This is a genomic window from Pseudomonas sp. ZY71 (genome assembly GCF_036542145.1).
Lineage (GTDB): Bacteria > Pseudomonadota > Gammaproteobacteria > Pseudomonadales > Pseudomonadaceae > Aquipseudomonas > Aquipseudomonas koreensis_A.
The window spans coordinates 5050137-5072467 of sequence record NZ_CP144274.1; the positions used below are offsets into that span (position 1 = coordinate 5050137).

Sequence of the window (22331 nt, forward strand, 5' to 3'; positions counted from 1 at the left end):
GGTTGCTGAGAATACCAATTCAACCCCGCGACAAAGATATAAATATGTACCGCACAAGGGTGGCCCATTCCTGATTTGCTGCGCGTTCTTTCAACGCCAAGGATTGGCCCATGCACCTGACTCAACGACACCCTGCGGCAGCCTCGACCGCCACGAGTGACGCGCAGTATCAAGACGATCATTATCTGCCGCTGAAAAACGCTCTGCCCGACTGGCTCGGCAACGCTTCATCGAGCCGGCGCCAGCGACTCAAGAACGTCCCGCCGCAGATGTCTGCTTCCCTTCAGGCAGCGCCCGTCGACCACCATCAACAGATGAAGGCCCTCAACGCCGCGCACTGGACCGCACAAAGCAAGGTCGACCAGAGCCTGGAACATCTGCAGGACGCCAGCGCCTTTGCCGAACCTCTGCTCAAACAGGAACTGAACAATTGCTTTGGCCTGGATCTGGATGTGCGCGAAACCTTCGTGCGCCTGTACATCCCCGCCACCACGCCCTGGTTCCCGATCAGAACCGGCACGCGTGCCTGGACGGTCTCGTTACTGGACGCTGCGCTGCACAATTTCGAGGAGTCGGAAACCGGTGACGACGCCTTCGACGTAGACTCAACCTTTGTCACCCGGCCCTCCGCCACCGGCCAGTTCACGACCCTGCCGTCAATCAAGACCAAATTGAGCATTGCCGCCTTCACCCAACTGTGCCGAAGACTGGACCTCGGCGCTCAGTACAAAACCCATCTCGAAGACAACCTCGGCTATACCGATCCGATGGTGGCGTCCGTATTGCGCAGCAAACTGGACGACAGTCAGAAGGCCGCGATGAAAGCCGCCCTGCAATGGGCGCGGATGAACCGCGATGTCTCGGAAAGTTATTTTCGCTTGATCGACGCCGTGCTCGACGGCATGAAAGGTCTGTATGTCAGCGGGGCGCCTGTGGTGTGCCATGACATGGGGATGCTGTGCGCGCCGCTCACCGGAATCGTCGTGTTTGCCCCTGATCTGTACGCATCACGCGACCCTGCGCGCGTGGTGGCTTACGTCCCCGATGATCCCGAGCACCCCTTCAAGGAATACGCCTCGACCAACGATCTGATCGTCGAACTGACGCGCCAGTTACGCTCTAAAGACTACCAGCAGTTTTTCAGCCGCTTCGTGAACCACGAACATCGCGGCTTTTTCTTCAGCACCCTCAATAGCCGCTTGACGAAGATCGAGTGGCATCCGCCAGAGCCCGGCAGCTCACTGCCCGCGTGGCGCGAAACGCCCGTCGAGCATCCCGATCTGCAGACCACGCTGACACCGTTCCATGACGGTCTGTGGCAACACCTTTACCAAATGAAACTGAACAAGATCTTCAATGACGCCCGAGTGATCGCCGTACCCACCGCTATCGTCGATCAAAAAGCACGCTGGGCGTTCTGGGATTCGGTGAGCAACATCATCTCGAGCATCGTGCAGGCCGCCGCGCTGATCGTCGCACCGTTCGTGCCGGTGCTGGGTGAAGCAATGATGGCCTACATGGCCTATCAAATACTCGATGAAGCCTTCGAGGGCATCATCGAATGGGGACAGGGTCGCACGACCGAAGCATTCACACACCTGATCGGCACCGTCGAATCGCTGATCCAGCTGGGTATCTTCGGCATGGGCGGTGCGATTGGCGCCGGCGAGTTTCGCAAGGTCTTGCCCAAGGAAGTTGTTGCATTCATCGACCGCTTCAAGCCTGTGAAGCTGGCCAGCGGTGAAACCCGCTACTGGGAGCCCGATCTGGCCCGGTACCAACACCCGGCAGAACCCGATGCCAGTTCAATACCCAATGAACTGGGCTTGCACACTCACCAGGACAAACAACTGCTGCCACTTGAGAATGCCCACTTTGCAGTCAGTGAAGGCGCGGTTCCCGGCCAGTACCGCATTGATCACCCGACCCGACCCGACGCTTACCAGCCGGTAGTGCGGCACAATGGCGCCGGCGCCTGGCACACCGAGCTGGAACGACCACTGGAGTGGGACACCGACACGGCGCTGCGGCGAATCGGTCCGGCAGTCGAGTCGTTCTCACCGACCGAGCGCGAGGCATTGCTGCGGGTCAGCGGCGTCACCGAAGATGCCGTGCGCAAAATGCATGTCGATCAGCAAACGCCGCCACCCCTGCTGGCTGATAGCATCCAGCGCTTCAAGATCGATCAGCAACTGCAACGCCTGATCAATCAGCTCGATAGCGACGTCAGCGAGGAATTCCTGCGGGCCGACCCCGTGACGCAGTTGCAACTGCTGACGCAACACGGCCGCTGGCCAGACAACCAGCGTCTGCGTTTGGTCAACCAGCAGGGTGAGCTGGTCTGGCAATCCTCAGCGGACGAAACCTTACCGCTGACCGAGCTTGATCAAAGTCGCCTGATCGACGGCGATCTGCTCAAGAGCCTGCTGGCTGCCCTCGACGAACAACAAGCCAGAGCCCTGCTCGCAGAACCCTTCGGCGGACCAATGCCTTCGCTCGGCGTGCGCAGCCAAACCCTGCGTCAGCAACTGGCCGCTCTCGCCCGCCGCCATCGCAGCTCGCTGTTCGAATCGCGCTATCAGGCGCTCCAGCACATCGACGACCCATTGGCCCAACCATTCATCAACCACGATCCGACACTGCCGGCCAGCCTCACCCGCGAACTGCTCGACAGCGCTACCGGCAGCGAGCTGTTGCAGATCAACGCGGGAGAGCTGCCGAAGCGCCAGCAGGACCTTATGCAACTGGCCAATCAGGAAGTACGCGTTACCCGTGCTTACGAAGGGCTGGTACTCGACTCCGTGAACAATCCCGATTCCGATGCACTCGCACTGCACAGCCTCAAGCTATTGCCAGGCTGGAGCGGCGATGTGCGCCTCGAAATCCGCGACGGACACTACGAAGGCCCCGTGCTCGACAGCATCGGGCGCGACGATGCGCCCGCACAGAAAGTACTGGTTCGCCAACATGATGGCCGCTATCAGCCCTACGACGAGCGTGGCCAGCAACTGCATTCGGCCGCGGATTTTTATTCCAGCCTTTTACAAGCGCTGCCGGACAGTGAGCGCCAAAGCCTGAGCTTCCGGATTGGCCAGGGAGACGCGTTGAAAGCAGCAGTCGCGGAGCGAACACTGGAACGCAATGAGTTGCGCACAGTGATGTTCGAAGCACCGATTCGCCAGCCTGCCGTCGACACGTTGCGCCTGTCTGGCTTTAGAAATGAACAATCAAACCCGCCAAGAAGCCGCGCCGCTGCCGACTTTTTTGAAGCGGGCGAACTCGGTGCGTTCGGCATAGAGAATCAGGACAACCTGACCACCAGGGGCCAGCGAATCATCAGCCCCGAAGAGCGCGTGCAGGAGATCTATCGAGGCATATCCGCCGAGGAAGCACGAAATTTCGTCGCGGTGTTTCAGGATGATCCCGCAGCACTCGACGCTGAACTGGCCAGCCGTCGCAACGAGCACATCAAGCTCAGTGATGACCTGCGTCGCTGGGAAACCGCTGTCCCCGCCAACGACCCGGTCAGCGGCCAGCCATTGACCTACATCGAACGCCGGGCAGCCCTGCAGAATCGCGCCCAGTTCAGAGAGGCGCTGTTGCGTTGCTGGCGCAGGCAGACTCGTGGCCCCGCCGGCTATATGTTGCAGATCGCCCAACCGATCGTCGGTGAGCTGCCGCTACTGGAAGCGGATTTCAGTCACGTCTCCATGCTCTCGATCAATGGCAGCGTCAGTACCGGAGCCATGGATGTTTTTCTGCAGCGCTTCCCCGGAATGCTCTATCTGGATGCGCAAAACCTCAACTTGCCCAATCTGCCCCAATCCTTGACCGCCATGCCCAATCTGCGCCAGTTGATCCTGCGCAACTGTGGCGTCAGCCATTCAACGGGCAATCAGGCGGTGCTGGCGGCATTGCCCAATCTCTCGCTGCTGGACCTGCGCGGCAATCCGTTGGGTGCATTGCCGGACGTCAGCGCCCTACCCTCGCTGCGTTATCTCAATCTGTCGAGAACGGGCATTTCTACCCTTCCGGCCAATCTGCTCGATCATCCGCGATTGATTACCGGGAATTTCGAGGGCAACCGGATCACGGAAATACCGCCAGCCTTTTTCGATCTGGCCAGCTCCCTCAGTGACGGTTTCGGATTTGCAGACAACCCGCTGACGGCGGCAACGCGGGAAAAGGTCAAGACGTTCTACAACCACACCGGAAAACACTTTGGCGTACGCCCGGAATCTGCGGACATCGAGCGCGCGGTGGCATTGTTCCCCGGGCTGAACACTGATCAGGCAAGCGATCTGCTGTACCGGCTGCCCGGCCCCCTGGCTGAAGGGCGAGTCCAGCTCTCGCGCTGGGAGGCCGAGCAGCGCACTTTGAATGCCGAGCTGGACACATGGGTCGAGCGTATTCCTGCGCTCGACCCCGCATTCGAGCGACCGTTGACCCTCGACGAGCAAGCACTGGAGCGCAATGCAAGGGTCGCGTTCAGACAAACACTGGAGCAGTTCTGGCGTAACAGATCAGCCTCTGTCAGGCAAAGCGAGCTGATCGCGAATCTGGACTTCACGGGTGACATGCCAATCCTGAGCGCCAACTTCGACCATGTTTCCCGGTTGCGGCTAACCGGCAACAAAAACATCTCAGCCTTGCTGCCGTTCGTGCAGCGTTTCGAGAAACTGAACACCCTGGAGTTACACGCCTTCGACCTCGAACCGGTTGCACTGTCATCGATCAGAATGCCTGGCCTCAGCGTTCTGGAGCTTAACGATTGCGGTGTGACGCTGACCCCGGAAAATCAGGCAACGCTCCTATCCCTCAACAACCTGCATACGCTGGATTTGAGCAACAACCCGCTGGGCACTTTTCCCGACCTGAACATGTTGCCCGAGCTGACCTACCTCGATCTGTCCAACACCGGTATCAACGTGGTGCCCAACGGATTGACCGGTCATACGAACCTGCGCACCGCCATCCTCAGTGGCAACCGTATTACCGAAATCCCCGATGCAGTTTTTGAACTGTCGGCCAATCAGAGCGATGGGTTCGACTTCTCCGACAATCCGCTGTCGAGCGCAACGCACAACAAAGTAAAAGCCTATTACCGACGCACCGGAATTGACTTCGACGTGCGCGCCGATGAGGGCGACATTGCCCTCATGCGCCAACTGTTCCCGTCCCTGGACGAACAGGAAGCCAGTGATGTGTTCTATGACCTGCCCGGAACCCTCGCGGATGGCCGGACCCATCTCGTCAAATGGCGTGCCGAACTCAATCAGATGACCACCGACCTGACCTTGTGGGCTCCCCAGGTGCCAAGCACTCACCCGCTCACTGGGCAGATCCTCACGGCCATTGAGCTGTTCGACCAGTACGCCGCCCGATCCGAATTCGGCCAGCAGCTGGAACGATTCTGGCGTCACCGCTATGGCGAATCAGGGATGCGCGCCGATTTTCTCGAAGCCGACCTGAGGTTCTTTGGAGACTTCCCCCAACTGACCACGGATTTCAGCCATGTGTCTGGCCTGAAACTCAAAGGCAACGCCGCCATCGGCGCACCGGATGCGTTCACCGATTTATTCGTGAACGCGCGGGAACTGGAACTGCGAAAATTCCCGCTGAATGAAATCCCCCAGACCGTGACTCGTCTGACGAAGCTCAAGGAACTGACGCTGAGCGATTGCGGCATCACCTTCACCGCCTTCGACCAGAGCACCCTTTCGACACTGCAAAACCTCGAGCTGCTGGATCTGAGCCACAACCCGCTATCGGCGGCACCTGACCTTCAGTCCTTCCCGGCCATGCGTGACATTCTGCTGACCAATACCGGGATTACCGCCCTGCCCGAGGGTCTCGCCAGGCATCCGAACCTGAAAAACGCCCTGTTGAACGACAACCGCATCAGCGATCTCCCCGAGGCGTTTTTCAGCCTCGATCTGGACCTTGCCGACGGGCTCAATCTGGGCAACAACCCGCTGTCCCTGGCGGCTCGCGAACGTATCAAGACCTTTTATGTCGAGCATGGACGCCACTTCGATGTGATGCCGGACGTCAGCGATCTGGCCAGCGCGCAACGGCTGTACCCGGAGATGGATGTCGACGACGCCAGTCACTTGATCTATCGCCTGCCTGGCAACTTGCAGGCAGGTACGGCGCAACTGGCGCGCTGGGAAGCGGAGATCAGTCAGATGCTCAGCGACCTCAACGCCTGGACCGAAAGCGTGCCGGTGCGTAACCCTGCGACCGGTGAACACTGGGGAGCATTCCGCAGAGCGCTTGAGCGAAATCACAGAAAACAATTCAGTGAAAATCTGGAGGAATTCTGGCGTGGCAGGAACCCGACAAGACCCGAGTTAAGATTGAATTCGCTGGAATTCGAGGCACCCTTCGCAGGTGAACTGCCGGCACTGACTGCCGACTTCAGTCATGTCATCCGCTTATCCATACGGGGAAATCAGACCCTGAATGCGCCCCCTGCTTTCCTGTCGTGCTTCGGCGGATTACAGGTACTGGAGTTGCGCGATTTCGCCTTGGGCAGGATGCCCCGTGCACTATCACTGCTGCCGGTCGTGGAAACACTGACGCTGAGCAGTTGCGGCATTGTCCTCGATACCGTGGGCCAGACCACATTGTCCGGACTGAGCCGTTTGAAGGCGCTGGACCTTTACAACAACCCGCTGGGCACAGCGCCGGATGTCAGCTCATTGCGAGCGCTGACGACACTCGACCTGAGCCGCACCGGTATCAGCCAGATACCCGCCGGCGTGGGGCAATTGACGAGACTGCGCTACGCGCTGCTGATCGAAAACGCCATTGTCGATTTGCCACAAGACATGACTGGCTTCGCTGACAACGGTGTCGACCTGCGGGCCAATCCACTGTCCGCCGCCGCCAGAGACCGGATCAAAACCGACTACCAGATCACTCGCCAGCATCTGGGTGTAACGGCCGCAGAAGCGGACATTGCCCTGACCCAATCGTTGTACCCACGCATCAGCGAAGTCGATGCTAACCACCTGATCTACAGCCTGCCCGGCACGCTCGCCGAGGGGCATCTGGAATTGCTGCGCCGGCAGAGCGACCTTACGGCATTACTGGGCGAACTCGGGGCGTGGGCGAAGGAGAACCCGCACGATCCAGCCACAGGCGTCACGCTGGAGGGTGAAGCACTGCGGCAGGAAAATGCTAAAAGAACCTGGTTCATAAATGGCCTGGAACGCAGATTGCGCGAAGCTCCGGTAGGTTTTGCCTCCACCGAACTCTCCTGTGATCTTTCGTTCACCGGCGAGCTGCCAACACTGAGCGGGCGCTTCGAGCAGATCAGCGAGCTGACACTGACCAGTACCGCGAAAGTACATCCTCGGGTAGATCGCTTGCTTGAGCTGTTACCGAATCTGGAACAACTGGACATACGGGCCTATCAGCTCAACGAGGTTCCCCAGACGATTTTCACTCTGAACAAACTGACCAATCTGGAGCTGCCCGATTGCCGTATCGTCCTGAACGCGCAAACGGTGAGCGCCCTGGCACGCATGGAAAACCTGCAAATTCTCGACCTGAGCCACAACCCCCTGGGGCTGGCGCCAGACCTGCGAAACCTGCGGACGTGTTACTCGTTACATCTGAGCCACACCGGGTTGACCGATGTTCCAGCCGGCCTTTTCGAACTGCCACGTTTGAATTATGCCGATCTGTCCGCCAACGCCATTACCGAGCTTCCTGACCCGCTGCCGTCACCGACCCTCGGTTCAGGGGCCACTTATGACTTCAGTGGCAATCCATTAAGCACGCAGAGCGAGCATCGCCTGAGAACGTACAACGAGGCACTGATTGCCCGCAGACTGGAGGATCGAGAAACGCGAGCCAGCACAAACGAAGCGCTGGATGACTTCCAGGACCTTTCGTTTTCCGATTGACCCCGGCGCTCGACGCGGTCTAACCGCGCTCGGGCGGCACTGACGACAATTCGAACGGGCTGCTGCTGCGCCGCTGGTTGCGATCTTCCCGCGGCGTGGCGCCGAAGAAATTGCGATAGGCGCTGGAGAAATGCGGCCCCGAAGAGAAGCCACACGAGAGGCCGATCTGGATGATCGACTTGCTGGTTTGCATCAACATCTGCCGGGCCTTGTTCAGGCGCAATTCCAGGTAGTACTGGCTCGGCACACGGTTGAGGTATTGCTTGAAGATCCGCTCCAACTGGCGACGGGACACGCACACATGCTGGGCGATTTCGTCGGTGGTCAGCGGCTCTTCGATGTTGGCTTCCATCAGCAACACCGCTTGGGTGAGCTTCGGATGACTGGAGCCGAGGCGGTTCTGCAACGGGATGCGCTGACGCTCGCCACCTTCGCGGATACGTTCAACCACCAGTTCTTCCGAGACTGCCCCGGCCAATTCCGCACCGTGATCACGGGCCAGTACCGCCAGCAACAGATCGAGCACGGACATGCCGCCACACGCGGTCAGGCGATCGCGATCCCAGTCGAACAGGTGACTGGTGGCGATGACTTTCGGGAAACGTTCAGCGAAATCATCCTGCCAACGCCAATGCACGGCAGCGCGATAACCGTCGAGCAAACCGAGTTGCGCCAAGGGATAAACGCCAGCGGACAAACCGCCGATGACGGTTCCCGCACGCACCAGTTGCTTGAGCGCACTGCTGAGTGCCGGGGCCAACGTGGTCGGTGGCTCGTCAGCAAGCAGGAACAGTTTCTGGAAGTTTTCGAGCTTGCCGGTCCATGCCTCGCCGGGCAATTGCCAGGCGCCTTCAGCCGGTGGCTCGGCTTGCAGGAACGACAGTTCGTAAACCACGTCCGGGTGCACCCGCTGAGCAACACGCAAGGCTTCCTCCGCCAGCGCCAGCGTCAACGCTTTAGTGCTGGGCCAAATCAGGAAACCAATTCGATGGGCAGTCATGGGCGGGCAATCCGAAGCGAAGAACAGTGATGAAGGCATGGGCCAATGCTAGCCCGTAAATGAACACAAATCTTGAAACTGCACAGCTCAAATGTAGGAGTGAGCCTGCTCGCGATGGCGGTGTAACAGTCAACATTACTGCTGTCTGAACCACCGCTTTCGCGAGCAGGCTCACTCCTACAAGGGATCTCGGTCAGTCTCTAGGTCGCGAAGCATGACCTAATCTGGTGCATAACGGCAGCGATTACTTGAGGCTGCCCGAGAGGAATTGTTGCAGACGTTCCGATTGCGGATTCACCAGCACTTCACGCGGGTTGCCGCTTTCTTCAACAACGCCTTTGTGCAAGAACACCAACTGGTTCGACACTTCACGGGCAAAGCCCATTTCGTGCGTGACCACGACCATGGTGCGACCTTCCTGTGCCAGCGCTTGCATGACTTTCAGCACGTCGCCCACCAGTTCCGGGTCGAGCGCGGAAGTCGGTTCGTCGAACAGCATCACTTCAGGTTCCATCGCCAGCGCACGGGCAATCGCCACACGCTGCTGCTCGCCACCGGACATGTGCCCAGGGAACGCGTCTTTACGATGGGCCACGCCGACCTTGTTCAGGTAGTACTCGGCTTTCTCGCGGGCTTCGTACTTGGGTACGCCCAGTACGTGCACCGGCGCTTCCATGATGTTTTCAATTGCAGTCATGTGCGACCACAAGTTGAAATGCTGGAACACCATCGACAGGCGCGAACGCATGCGTTGCAGCTGCTTCGGATCAGCGGCTTTCAGCGCGCCGTCCTTGTTCGCTACCAGTTTCAGCTCTTCGTTGTTGAGCAGAATCTTGCCCGCGTGCGGCTGCTCGAGCAGGTTGATGCAGCGCAGGAAAGTACTTTTGCCGGAGCCACTGGAGCCGATGATGCTGATCACATCGCCGGCTGCCGCTTTCAGGGACACGCCCTTGAGCACTTCGTGACTGCCATAGCGTTTATGCAGGTCTTGGACTTCAAGTTTGTACATGCGGTCGGTTCTCACAAAAACAGTCAGTCAGTCGTTGAGCAAGCGCCCGTGACGCAGCGCTTCGCGCCCCGCCACCTTGGCCAGCCAGAAACCGGGTTGGGCATAACGCAGCCGTTCAATGGCAAACAGCACCCCGGAGGTACCTGCACACACCGTGCTGACCCGATCGGACAGAGGATCAATCACTTCAAAAATCTCGTCGCCCGCCTCGACCCACTCGCCGGGCTTGCGCAGAAAACTCACCACGCCAGGGTGCGGCGCGAACAGCAACTCGGTACCTTCGAACGGCATGCCTTCACAGGCCTCATGCGCCGGGTTCGGCCACTCGCCGGTGATCAAGCCTTGCTCGGCGAGGAACGCCAGAATGCCTTCAGCATAGGCCTCGGCTTCGGCGCGACCGGTATCGGCCTGACCGCCCAGCTCAATGGTCGTCGCCAGGCACGCCAGCGGAATTTGCGCATCGGGGAACTGCCGCGACAGACGCAGCCACGGCAACGAGCAGGCTTCATCGAACGAGCTGCCGCCGGAATCTTCCGCAAGCAATCCGACCTTCACATTCAGGTGCGCCGCCAGCGAACGCCACTGCGGCCAGTGCTGCGGCAACGCATACATGTGCAGCGCGGCTTCGGCATCGCAGTGCAAGTCGAGCACCACATCAGCGGTGCAAGCGTGGCTGAGCAACACACGTTGCATGCCTTGCAACTGGCTGCTCGCTTCCGGCAATGCCACCAAGTGATCAGCCATCGCCTGACGGATCAGGCGCACATTGGCGTGCGGATCATCTCCGAGACGGTCGGCCAATGCCGCCGCAACCGGCGCGCTCAGCTCAACGAAATCACGGTTGAAATTCTTGCCACTGCCGGCCTCGAAACGGCCCTGGTGATTGCCTTGCAGCAACTGCCCAAGACCCAGCGGGTTGGCGACTGGCACCAGCTCGATGACACCGTTGAGCAAGCCTTTGGCTTCGAGTTCGCCGAGGCGCTTTTTCAGCTCCCAGGCGGTGCGCATGCCCGGCAATTCGTCAGCATGGAGGCTGGCCTGAATGTAGGCCTTGCGCTCGCCATGCCCGAAGCGGAACACCGAAATCTTGCGCTCGCTGCCCAGGTGGCTCCACGGCAATACGTGGTCGATGCGTTCCATATCAGTGCTTCCGCGGGGCCAGGTAGCTCAACCAGCGACGCTCGGCCAGTTTGAACAGCTTGACCAGAATGAACGTCAGGCACAGGTAGAACACGCCAGCGGTGATGTACGCCTCGAACGGCAGATAGAACTGCGCGTTGACGGTGCGCGCCGCGCCAGTGATATCGATAAGGGTCACGATGGAGGCCAGACTGGTGGTCTGCAGCATCATGATCACTTCGTTGCTGTACTGCGGCAGTGCCCGGCGCAGGGCCGATGGCAGCAAAATACGTTTGTACAGTTTGAAGCGCGACATGCCCATGGCCTTGGCCGCTTCGATCTCACCGTTCGGCGTGGCCTTGAGGCTGCCGGCGATGATTTCAGCGGTGTAGGCGCTGGTGTTGACCGCAAACGCCAGACAGGCACAGAACGTTGCACTGGACAGCCACGGCCACAAGAAGCTTTCGCGGACCGCTTCGAACTGCGCCAGACCGTAGTAGATCAGGAACAGTTGCACCAGCATCGGCGTGCCACGGATCACGTAGGTGTACAGCCACGCGGCGCCGTTGACGACCGGGTTCTTCGAGACGCGCATCAGCCCTAGCGGCAGGGCCGCGAGCAGACCGAAAAACAGCGACAGCGCGAGCAGTTTGAGGGTGGTCAGCAGGCCGCCGAGATACAGCGGCATGGCCTCCCAAATGACGTTGTAGTCGAAGATCATAGATCAGCCGCCCTTACGCCTACTGAGTAGCGCTTCTCAAGTTGACGCAGGATCAGCAACGAAACACTGGTGATCACCAGGTACATCGCCGCCACTGCGAGGAAGAAGGTGAAAGGCTCGCGGGTGGCATCTGCCGCCTGCTTGGCCTTGAACATCATGTCTTGCAGACCGACCACGGAAATCAGCGCGGTGGCCTTGGTCAGTACCAGCCAGTTGTTGGTGAAGCCCGGAATCGCCAAGCGAATCATCTGCGGCACCATCACCCGGAAGAACACCTGAAAACTGCTCATGCCGTACGCCATGCCCGCTTCAGCCTGACCTTTGGGAATGGCCATGAACGCGCCACGGAAGGTTTCCGACAGGTACGCACCGAAGATGAAACCGAGGGTGCCGATACCGGCGGCCAGCGGGTTCAGGTCGATGTAGTCGTCGTAGCCGAGCATCGGTGCGACGCGGTTGAGCAAGTCCTGACCGCCGTAGAAGATCAGCAGGATCAGCACCAGATCGGGAATCCCGCGGATCACCGTGGAATACAGATCGCCCAGCCAGGCCAGCCAGCGCACCGGCGACAGGCGCAACGCGACACCGATCAGCCCGAGAACGATGGCCAGAGCCATGGACGACAAGGCGAGCTGAAGCGTCAGCCATGCGCCATCGAGGATGACAGCCCCGTAGCCTTTCAACATGATTCAGGTCCTCGAAAGTTGGGATGAAAAAATGGCGCAAACCGCAGAGATCCTGTTGCTTGCGCCATTTCGGACTTGTCGCAGAGACGTCTTACTTGCCGTAGATATCGAAGGCGAAGTACTTGTCCTGGATTGCTTTGTATTTGCCGTTTTCGCGGATGGCCGCGATGGCAGCGTTGATCTTGTCTTTCAGGGCGTCGCCCTTACGCACGGCAATGCCTACGCCGTCGCCGAAGTATTTGACGTCGGTGAACGCAGGACCTGCAAACGCGAAGCCTTTGCCGGCGTCGGTGTTGAGGAAGCCATCTTGCAGCAGGGTGGCGTCAGCCACGGTACCGTCGAGACGACCGGCGGCCACGTCGAGGTAGATTTCGTTCTGCGAGCCGTACGGCTTGATCTCGGCACCCAGTGGCGCGAGGACTTCGCGGGCGAAACGCTCGTGGATCGAACCACGTTGCACGCCGATGTTCTTGCCCTTCAGCTCGCTCAGGTTTTCGCTGACCTGAGTACCGGCCTTCATGACCAGACGTGCCGGGGTGTTGTAGTACTTGTTGGTGAAGTCGACCGACTTCTTGCGATCTTCGGTGATCGACATGGACGACAGGATCGCGTCGATCTTGCGCACTTTCAGTGCCGGGATCAGACCGTCGAACTCTTGCTCGACCCACACACACTTGACCTGCATCTGCTCGCACAGAGCGTTGCCGATGTCGTAGTCGAAACCGACGATGCTGCCATCCGGCGCTTTCGAGGCGAACGGAGGGTAAGCCGCTTCGATACCGATCTTCAGAGGTTTTTCGTCAGCGAAGGCGTTCATCGACAGCACGGACAGTGCCAGGGCGCCAAGCAGCACAAGTTTCTTCATCTTGGGACTCCATCGGTAAAGGGCAAAAACGGCAGAGTGAGCGACAGCCCAATATGCGAATGGGTGAATCGGGAAATCGGTTGCTGCATCGGTGGGAAGTTTCCCATTGAAACCGAAGAAGGTTTCAACGTCAGCCACGATGAGCGAGTGATCGGCATTCTAACGACAGGCCGGAAGCCGATATTTCTTCAATGCGACAACTAATTACAGATGCACAGAGAAAGCGACTTTGGCGCATTGACAGCCCTGCAATTTCATGCAAGAGCGAAAGACAGTGAACCGATCTATGCTGCAAATTGCGGGCCTATTATTCGCAAACCCTTCTAATCCGGCAAGCGCAGCGTTGTGTCTTATTTTTCACCGGGGATTTCGAGGCTCTAAAACGGGGCGATACGTTTCCCTTTGCCCCGTCGCGGGGCGGGCGGTTACACATTCGGTTACGTGGAAGGTGTTGGGTAACAGCGGGAAATGTCTTACGGGGGAGATCGATAATTATTGGTTGGGTGCGTTGGTGGTCTGACAATGGACTGCGATGGCGTCTGACAGATTGCTATCGCGAGCAGGCTCACTCCTACAGGGATCGCATTCCATCTGAAGGAACCCGGTCAATTGTAGGAGTGAGCCTGCTCGCGAAGAGGCCAGCCCAGTCACCACAAAACCTCCAGACACAAAAAAGCCCCGCCCGGCAAAACCGGACAGGGCTCCTATGCTTCTAACGCTTAAGCCACATTCATGGTCTTGTGCGTATCAATCAAATGCTGCACCACACCCGGATCCGCCAGCGTTGAGATATCCCCCAACCCGTCATATTCCGCCGTGGCAATCTTGCGCAGAATGCGGCGCATGATCTTGCCCGAACGCGTCTTCGGCAGCCCCGGCGCCCACTGGATCACGTCCGGCGAAGCAATCGGCCCGATCTCTTTGCGCACCCAGTTCTTCAGTTCCAGACGCAGTTGCTCGGTCGGTTCCTCGCCATTCTTCAACGTGACATAGACATAAATGCCCTGCCCCTTGATGTCATGCGGCACACCCACCACCGCCGCCTCGGCAACTTTCGGATGCGCAACCATCGCGCTCTCGATCTCGGCCGTGCCCATGCGGTGACCGGACACGTTGAGCACGTCATCGACACGCCCGGTGATCCAGTAGTAACCATCGGCATCACGACGCGCGCCGTCACCGGTGAAGTACATGCCACGGAAGGTCTTGAAGTAGGTATCGACGAAACGATCATGGTCGCCATACAGCGTGCGCGCCTGACCTGGCCACGAATCGAGAATCACCAGATTGCCTTCAGCCTCGCCCTCGATGATGTTACCGAGGTTGTCGACCAGCGCCGGCACCACACCGAAGAACGGACGCGCCGCCGAACCCGGCTTCAGCGCGTGAGCGCCCGGCAGCGGGCTCATCATGTTGCCGCCGGTTTCGGTCTGCCACCAGGTATCGACGATCGGGCAACGCGACTTGCCGACATTCTTGTAATACCAGTCCCAGGCTTCCGGGTTGATCGGCTCGCCCACGGAACCGAGCAGACGCAGGCTGCTGCCATCCGCGCCTTCAACCGCAGCCTGACCCGAGGCCATCATCGCGCGGATCGCGGTCGGTGCGGTGTAGAGGATGTTGACCTTGTGCTTGTCGACGATCTTCGCCACCCGGGTGATGTCCGGATAGTTCGGCACGCCTTCGAACAGCAGCGTGGTCGCGCCGTTGGCCAGCGGGCCGTAGACGATGTAGCTGTGGCCGGTGACCCAGCCGACGTCGGCGGTGCACCAGTAAACTTCGCCCGGACGGTAATCGAACACGCGCTCGTGGGTCATCGCCGCGTACAGCAGATAACCGCCGGTGGTGTGTTGCACGCCCTTCGGCTTGCCGGTCGAGCCGGAGGTATAAAGGATGAACAGCGCTTCTTCGGCGCCCATCTCTTTCGGCGCGCAAACGGTGCCCGCCACTTTCATCAGGTCTTCGTACCAGATGTCGCGATGCTGGTTCCACTTGATGTCGCCACCGGTACGCTTGCAGACGATGACTTTCTGAATGCTGCTGGTTTCCGGGTTGGTCAGCGCGTCGTCGACGTTGGCCTTGAGGGAAATCTTCTTGCCGGCGCGAATACCCTCGTCAGCGGTGATCACCACTTTCGATTTGCAGTCGATGATGCGACCGGCCAGGGCTTCCGGCGAGAAACCGCCGAACACCACCGAGTGAATCGCGCCGATCCGGGTGCAGGCCAGCATGGCGACCACGGCTTCGGGAATCATCGGCATATAAATGGTCACCACGTCGCCGCGATGCACGTCCTGACCACGCAGGGCGTTGGCGAGTTTGCACACTTGTTCGTGCAGTTCGCGGTAGGTGATGTTGCGGCTTTCGGAAGGATCGTCGCCTTCCCAAATGATTGCGACTTGATCGCCGCGCTCGGCCAGATGACGGTCGAGGCAGTTGTAGGAAACGTTCAGGGTGCCGTCGGCAAACCACTTGATGTCGACATGGTGATCGTCGAACGACGTCTGTTTCACCGTGGTGAAAGGCTTGATCCAGTCGAGACGCTTGGCTTGCTCGCGCCAGAAGCCGTCAGGGTTGACGACCGACTGCTGGTACATGGCTTTGTAGGTCGCCTCGTCAGTCAGCGTGTTAGCCAGAACCTCGGGACGAACGGGATACAGAGAAGCCGCACTCATCTTTCCTACCTCGGTGTAATAGTTGTTTTTGTATGACCCTGTTGTAACGGGGCGGGGGCCATAGAACCATTCGACGATGGTAGTAACAAGCCCCTACAAATCCTCCACCTACCCCGCACGCAAATCTCCCAAACACCCCCAATCCCCTGTGGGAGCTTGCCTGCAAGCGAATCAGACACCTCGGTATCCCAGACAAACCACCCGGTTATCAACCCCCATATCAAGGGATTGTTACCAAATCTGCCAAAGGTGTTTATCAAAACCCGCTCTGTTTACCCCCGCCCCATCTCCCTAAAATCCACCTCGCCAACAAGGCAAATGCGATTAACAACGATACAGCCCCCACGAAGGCCGTTAATCCAGCTCTCAAGTAATAACTGCAAACGATGAAGTTACACACGCAACCCCATAAAGGTTGCGTGACCCCACTCGACCTCAAAAAGGTAAATCTGAAATGAAAGCTTTATTGGTTCTGGCCCTCAGCAGTCTGTGCGCAACCGCCATGGCAGATGAGGTCCCGACTGATGTCGCACAGCAACAACCGGTGATCGAGGAATACACTTACTCCACTCACCTGGACATCGCCAACGTTGTATCGATGAGTGAAATTCCCAACGTCTGCGAAGTAGTACCGGCAAAAATGGAGTACGACGACTCTAAAGGTCAGCGTCACATCCTGCGTTACAGCGTGATGGGCAACGGTTGCACCAATTGATGATTCGAGACTGCACCGAATTGGATCTCTCAGCGCTTCATTGAGGGTCGATTCCAGCCCGACTTCGGTCGGGCTCAGTTGTGTTTGAAACCGTCAGAAATGCTTGCAAAACACTAGATGTAGTGAAAAACCGATTTTTTTGTTCGTTTTTTGAGCAAATTCACAATGGCGAGATTTTTACGAAAAAAATCTATCCCCGGCAAAGCCCTGTAAACCCTCACTCTCGTCGAAAAACCACCCTCCTCGACCGCTCCATGCGCGGATTCGCCTCAGCACAGCCGTGTTTTTTTCCCTATAATGCCGCCCCATACGGGTCAGCAATATTCCCTTACAGGGAGCAAAAGCCATTCTGAAGCCCCGCAGCAGCGTTCAACGCTGATTGCGCCCATCAGAGGCTCTCGGAACCCGTCAAAATTTCTGTTTATTTGCCTGCGTGCATCGCTGCAAAAAACGACATCCAACGCGGTCTGTACGACCGTGTGAAAAACCAACCAATCAGGTTTCACACGGGCACAGGCCCTCACGCAGGAGACGACACGTCATGCTGAGCTGGGACGAATTCGACAAAGAAGACAGTGAAGTAGCAACCGTGAAAGGCGCCAACGCCGGCCACGCTACTGAAGCCAACATGGACCGCCTCGACAACGCTGGTGGTGCCGCCGCGATCGAAGCCCGCGCCGTGACCGCCGACGACTCGGCCGCTGTCGCCCGCGCCAAGGCTGCACTGAACTCCCTCGACGTCGCCGAAGGCCTCGCCGAACTCGAAGGCGCCTCCGCCCGTGTCGCCGTTGACGAAAAGCGCATGATCAACTGCCGCGCCGACCTCAACCAACTCGTGCCATTCAAGTACGACTGGGCCTGGCAGAAATATCTGGACGGTTGCGCAAACCACTGGATGCCGCAAGAAGTCAACATGACCGCCGACATCGCCCTCTGGAAAGACCCGGAAGGCCTGACCGACGACGAGCGCCGCATCGTCATGCGCAACCTCGGCTTCTTCTCCACCGCCGACTCCCTGGTTGCCAACAACCTGGTACTGGCCGTGTACCGCCTGATCACCAACCCGGAATGCCGCCAGTACATCCTGCGCCAGGCTTTCGAAGAGGCGATCCACACCCACGCCTACCAGTACTGCATCGAATCGCTGGCCATGGATGAAGGCGAAATCTTCAACATGTACCACGAGATTCCATCGGTCGCTAAAAAAGCAGCCTGGGGCCTGAAATACACCCGTTCGATCTCCGATCCGAAGTTCGAAACCGGCACCCCGGACACCGATAAAGAGCTGCTGCGCAACCTGATCGCCTACTACTGCGTTCTGGAAGGCATCTTCTTCTACTGCGGCTTCACCCAGATCCTCTCCATGGGCCGCCGCAACAAAATGACCGGCGTCGCCGAGCAGTTCCAATACATCCTGCGCGACGAATCCATGCACCTGAACTTCGGCATCGACGTGATCAACCAGATCAAAATCGAAAACCCGCATTTGTGGGATGCTGAGATGAAGGAAGAAGCGACCCAGATGATTCTGCAGGGTACGCAGCTGGAGATTGAATACGCGCGTGACACCATGCCTCGTGGGGTGTTGGGTATGAATGCGGCGATGATGGAGGACTACCTGAAGTTCATCGCTAACCGTCGTTTGAGCCAGATTGGTTTGAAGGAAGAGTATCCAGGGACGACTAACCCGTTCCCTTGGATGAGCGAGATTATGGACTTGAAGAAAGAGAAGAATTTCTTTGAGACGCGGGTTATTGAGTATCAGACTGGTGGGGCTCTGAGCTGGGATTAATACTCCCACCATCGAAAAAGGCCTCGAAAGAGGCCTTTTTAATATGTTTAGCCAAAACAAAAATCACTTAAGACCACGACTCAACTGATCGATTAGATACTTATTTCTTAATTGGCGCGCTCTAGTGCTATTAACCGCCTCAGTCGCAGCCAACCTATAATCCTCAGGAAGGGTACGTTCGAAAGACTCGAGAATCAATTTTACCTTAGAGGGATCTAGAATAACGCCTTGTTCCTGAAGTGACACGACAGCAATAACCAGGGAAAAGAAATTAGCTTTATTCAACCAATACGACTTCCCTCTAAAACCAACTTTCAGGATAAAGTCAGCCGCTCTCTCTAAAGCATCGACTACTACATCTCGCTCATTGAATGACGTAGCGTAATCATCTAGATGCTGGATCGCCTTCTCATTTCGATTTGAAAATCCACCAATCACTGCAGAAATGATATTCAAAACGTGCATCAAATTTGTTTTTCGCGCTATTTCATGACTGTTAAAGACACCCTTCTCATTAACCAACTTAGAAAAATTTTTAATGTTTTTCGAGTTGGCCCACAAATAGAACTCTTCTGGAACATTAGGATCCTCTCGAAAGTCATCCTCCTCTTTTCTATCCAAAGAAATGTGATCAGAAAGAAACTTCGCCACTAACATGAAATCCGATGTAGAGTATTGAGAAGCTAATTTCTCAATAGACGTTAGTGAGTTCGAAGTGCGATTGATACGTTGAAATATCTCTTGAACTTTTGGATCATCATTCTCCAGATCTAGTTCAATTACCGCGATCTCATATTTTAGAAATTCAGACTTCTGTTTTTCAGGAAGATCGCTATATTTAGCGCCTTCAACTTCGAGTTTATCCGCAATAAAATTTACAATTGCATCGCTTCTCTGCTGCCCATCGACTATGCATGAAACTGTAGACATAGTCTCAACATCCACTTTACCTTTGGATATAAAAATTTGCGGAAATGGAAACCCCAGAAGAATAGTTTTTATAAAATCTTTTTTATGAACATCTCGCCAGACCAAGTTTCTTTGAAAATAAGCATCAGGGATCAAACGCCCCGCCTTAATATCATTCACCAAATTCAAAAGCGAAACTGATCGCACTCTATACTCAACCATCAGTAAACCCCATTTTTAACAACATTCGTTATAACCGATCTTTGTTTATTCTCAAAAAACGTTTCAGACATATACACAGCAGCATTTATGGAGCTGAAAAGACCACTATACTTCGAAGACAAAACGCCAAAAAAATTATTAATTTCTGCCCGCTTCTCTCCATTAACCATCAAATCAGGTCGAAAAATCCCTTTCGATAAGTATTTCAAGTAAGACTCACAAGTAGAAGTAACGCCCACCATAGGAAATCTAGTTAAATCTGTGTAATTCTTTGAAACCTTACAAACATACTCCATGTACTTTAAAAACAAACGAACATCAATAATAGCGATATCTAAATCCGAAACACCGGGTTCGAAATCACGACCCTTATGAATGCTTTTACCTATTTTTGCCAATCCTGCAACGTGGACAGAGCTAATTGGAACATCAAAAAATTTAGATATCTCATTATATACGGAATATTGATGCTCCTCATTTCCTATAAATGCATGCGTGGGAAATGTCAAAAATATTTTTCGTGCAATTTCATTATAAGGAGTGTTCGTATCCTTACCTATTTTTATAGCCTTTAAGTAATCCATTAAAATCGCTCAAAGTTCAACATCATAAAAAACAGTTAGAAACTTAAAATCGGCACTTACACCCCGACCCCATCTAAAACCGCAGAAACCACAGAAGCTATTTTATAAGCAAGCAGAGGAGGAACCGCATTACCTACTTGGTGATACTGCTGGGACCGATTCCCCTGAAAAAAATAGTTATCTGGGAATGTCTGTAGACGGGCAGCTTCCCGAACACTCAAGCTTCGGCATTGAGCGGGATCGTAGTGGATGAAATAATGGCCGTCTTTAGAGATATGACTGGTTATTGTCGTGGACGGAGATTGGGCACACTGAACCCTGAAACGGTCACTAAATTTTCCAGACTCCCAATTTTTATGCGCCGGAGCCAGACCTGGTAAATTAAATTCCAAATGACCTTTTGGGGAGTAGCCATTGACCTTTGCAAAAGACGCAGCATATATATACCGACGAAGATCAGAAGTCATATGACCACGCGCGTCATGGTTTAACCATCGCTCTAACGCATTATCATGAAACCAACCCCCTAACGGGCTACTGACATCTGGATTATAATCGGGAAAACGTAACGCCCCCACGCTCAAATCACCGTTAATTAAAGTATTGCGCGCTACGTCTAATTCCAAAGACAAACTTTCATTTTTCTTTGCATCTACACTAGCAATGAGCTGATCCAACTCGCTTAAAACCACGCTTCGCCAGACATCATCACTATCAAATTGCTTCGTAAGCCGACTTCTAATCTTCGGAAGGTCTTTAATAACGTCACGAACGCTCACAGGTTCAAAAAAGTTTTCAAGCTTCGTATAAGCTGGCACATCCTCATTACTATCAACAGCGATACCAAGCAGAATAACTCGATGCCTGGCTTGAGGAATACCGTATTTTTCCGCTCGTATTATATATTCCCGAGGATCAATCTCGTAACCGACACCCGCCCCTGCGGCGCTATCACTGACAAAAGAACAAATCCTATACTTCTTACCTGAACGAGAAACACCTAAAGCCTTATCGGGATCAGAGAGATCTTGTAGAATTTTCTGAAAAATACTCTCACCGTCAATCTTCGAAGAAAGTATACCTTTCACATTCTCCATAACGAAAACCGTAGGCTGACGTTCCTGAATTATTCTCAAATATTCTTTATACAAAAAATGGCGATGATCTCCCTCAGGAGTATAGTTTGCTTTACTCTTATTTCTTGATCTTCCCGCTAGAGAATATGCCTGACAAGGTGGACCACCTATAAGCACCCAAGGTCGACTCTCATCTAGCTTAAAATCAAGAATATTATCAAGTTCGTCATCTCCCGCTTTGGTGCCTAACGTAATACACTTCGCTTCCTCTCCAGCCTTTTCCCACTCATCTTCGCTAGCAGCGGTCCATGGCTGTGGAGAGTAACCATTACAGAAGTCGTAATAGTCCTTTAAAGCAGGTGATTTTTTATTTCTTAGAAGTCGATAAAATGCTCGTAGCCTAAGGGTCTCTCTTGCGACCGGATCCGCCTCCGCTGAAACAATAATATTGAAGCGTCGCCCTTCGTAAAAAGACGAAAAACCTTCACCTAGGCCTCCCGGCCCCGCAAAAAGATCTACAATTTGAATTGGATTCGGTGACTTCATATTACCTTCAAAAATCTTACTACTCATAAACCAACTTAGGAGTTAATCATGGATATCGTTAGCACTGCGACTAGATCGAAATTTATGGCCAACATAAAAAACAAAAATACTTCGCCAGAAATCAAAGTAAGAAAATTTATATACTCGCACGGCTTTCGGTACAGACTCCATCAAGCAGGCATTCCTGGAAAACCCGATATCGTCATAAAGCGGTACCGTCTTTGCATATTTGTAAATGGGTGCTTCTGGCACCGACATCCACGATGCAGGTTAAGCTCAACGCCTGCAACCAGAAAAGAATTCTGGTCAAAAAAATTCTTAGATAATATAACTCGAGACATCAAAAATAGAAACACTTTACTTAGAAATGGCTGGCGAGTGATTGACATATGGGAATGCGGCACGAGAGACAAATCATTAAATTTAGACTGGCTAATTGCGGTAATACCTAATATGGAAATACACTACCAGTCTTGGCCATAACCTCACACTCACC

Annotated in this window: 14 protein-coding genes; 4 read left to right on the forward strand and 10 right to left on the reverse strand. The window is 55.4% G+C overall.

Annotation, left to right across the window (positions count from 1 at the left end):
• Positions 1-110: 110 nt before the first annotated feature.
• Entirely contained in the window at positions 111-7916 is a 7806-nt protein-coding gene (locus VY732_RS22425; RefSeq protein ID WP_331691793.1) for a dermonecrotic toxin domain-containing protein, read from the forward strand.
• A 19-nt stretch (positions 7917-7935) separates the two neighbouring features.
• On the opposite strand, the gene argR is transcribed toward VY732_RS22425, so the two are convergent.
• The 7 genes from argR to acs form a co-directional block, all read right to left on the reverse strand.
• The gene (gene argR / locus VY732_RS22430; RefSeq protein ID WP_034153329.1) at positions 7936-8916 is read right to left on the reverse strand and encodes a transcriptional regulator ArgR; all 981 of its coding nucleotides are present in this window, start codon (positions 8914-8916) and stop codon (positions 7936-7938) included.
• Positions 8917-9160: 244 nt separating this feature from the next.
• Positions 9161-9925 (reverse strand): ABC transporter ATP-binding protein, encoded by a 765-nt coding sequence (locus VY732_RS22435; protein WP_007912705.1) that lies wholly within the window; start codon positions 9923-9925, stop codon positions 9161-9163.
• Between the two features lie 27 nt (positions 9926-9952).
• Complete coding sequence (locus VY732_RS22440) at positions 9953-11065, reverse strand: M14 family metallopeptidase (RefSeq protein ID WP_331691794.1); 1113 nt, start codon at positions 11063-11065, stop codon at positions 9953-9955.
• A gap of 1 nt (position 11066) precedes the next feature.
• Entirely contained in the window at positions 11067-11765 is a 699-nt protein-coding gene (locus tag VY732_RS22445; protein ID WP_007912703.1) for an ABC transporter permease, read from the reverse strand.
• Positions 11762-12451, reverse strand: a complete 690-nt coding sequence (locus VY732_RS22450; RefSeq protein ID WP_007912702.1) for an ABC transporter permease — start codon at positions 12449-12451, stop codon at positions 11762-11764. Before VY732_RS22450 ends, VY732_RS22445 begins: the two co-directional genes overlap by 4 nt.
• 91 nt (positions 12452-12542) lie before the next feature.
• Positions 12543-13316: an ABC transporter substrate-binding protein gene (locus VY732_RS22455; protein WP_108227156.1), complete on the reverse strand. Its 774-nt coding sequence runs from the start codon at positions 13314-13316 to the stop codon at positions 12543-12545.
• Between the two features lie 719 nt (positions 13317-14035).
• The gene (gene acs / locus VY732_RS22460) at positions 14036-15991 is read right to left on the reverse strand and encodes an acetate--CoA ligase (RefSeq protein ID WP_007912698.1); all 1956 of its coding nucleotides are present in this window, start codon (positions 15989-15991) and stop codon (positions 14036-14038) included.
• Positions 15992-16445: 454 nt separating this feature from the next.
• Here acs and VY732_RS22465 point away from each other — a divergent pair, with 454 nt between their 5' ends.
• On the forward strand, positions 16446-16706 hold the full coding sequence (locus VY732_RS22465; RefSeq protein WP_008084846.1) for a DUF2790 domain-containing protein: 261 nt from the start codon (positions 16446-16448) through the stop codon (positions 16704-16706).
• A gap of 541 nt (positions 16707-17247) precedes the next feature.
• Positions 17248-18498, forward strand: a complete 1251-nt coding sequence (locus VY732_RS22470) for a ribonucleotide-diphosphate reductase subunit beta (protein WP_008084848.1) — start codon at positions 17248-17250, stop codon at positions 18496-18498.
• Positions 18499-18561: 63 nt separating this feature from the next.
• On the opposite strand, the gene VY732_RS22475 is transcribed toward VY732_RS22470, so the two are convergent.
• From VY732_RS22475 to VY732_RS22485, 3 genes are read right to left on the reverse strand one after another with little or no spacing between them, the layout of a single operon-like run.
• Positions 18562-19629 carry a DUF262 domain-containing protein gene (locus VY732_RS22475; protein ID WP_331691795.1) on the reverse strand — a complete coding sequence of 356 codons (1068 nt, stop codon included), beginning with the start codon at positions 19627-19629 and terminating at the stop codon, positions 18562-18564.
• Positions 19629-20213: a hypothetical protein gene (locus VY732_RS22480; protein WP_331691796.1), complete on the reverse strand. Its 585-nt coding sequence runs from the start codon at positions 20211-20213 to the stop codon at positions 19629-19631. Before VY732_RS22480 ends, VY732_RS22475 begins: the two co-directional genes overlap by 1 nt.
• A gap of 56 nt (positions 20214-20269) precedes the next feature.
• Positions 20270-21862 (reverse strand): DNA cytosine methyltransferase, encoded by a 1593-nt coding sequence (locus VY732_RS22485; RefSeq protein WP_331691797.1) that lies wholly within the window; start codon positions 21860-21862, stop codon positions 20270-20272.
• A gap of 21 nt (positions 21863-21883) precedes the next feature.
• Between VY732_RS22485 and VY732_RS22490 the strand changes: the two genes are divergently transcribed.
• The gene (locus VY732_RS22490; protein ID WP_331691798.1) at positions 21884-22318 is read left to right on the forward strand and encodes a very short patch repair endonuclease; all 435 of its coding nucleotides are present in this window, start codon (positions 21884-21886) and stop codon (positions 22316-22318) included.
• Positions 22319-22331: the final 13 nt, after the last annotated feature.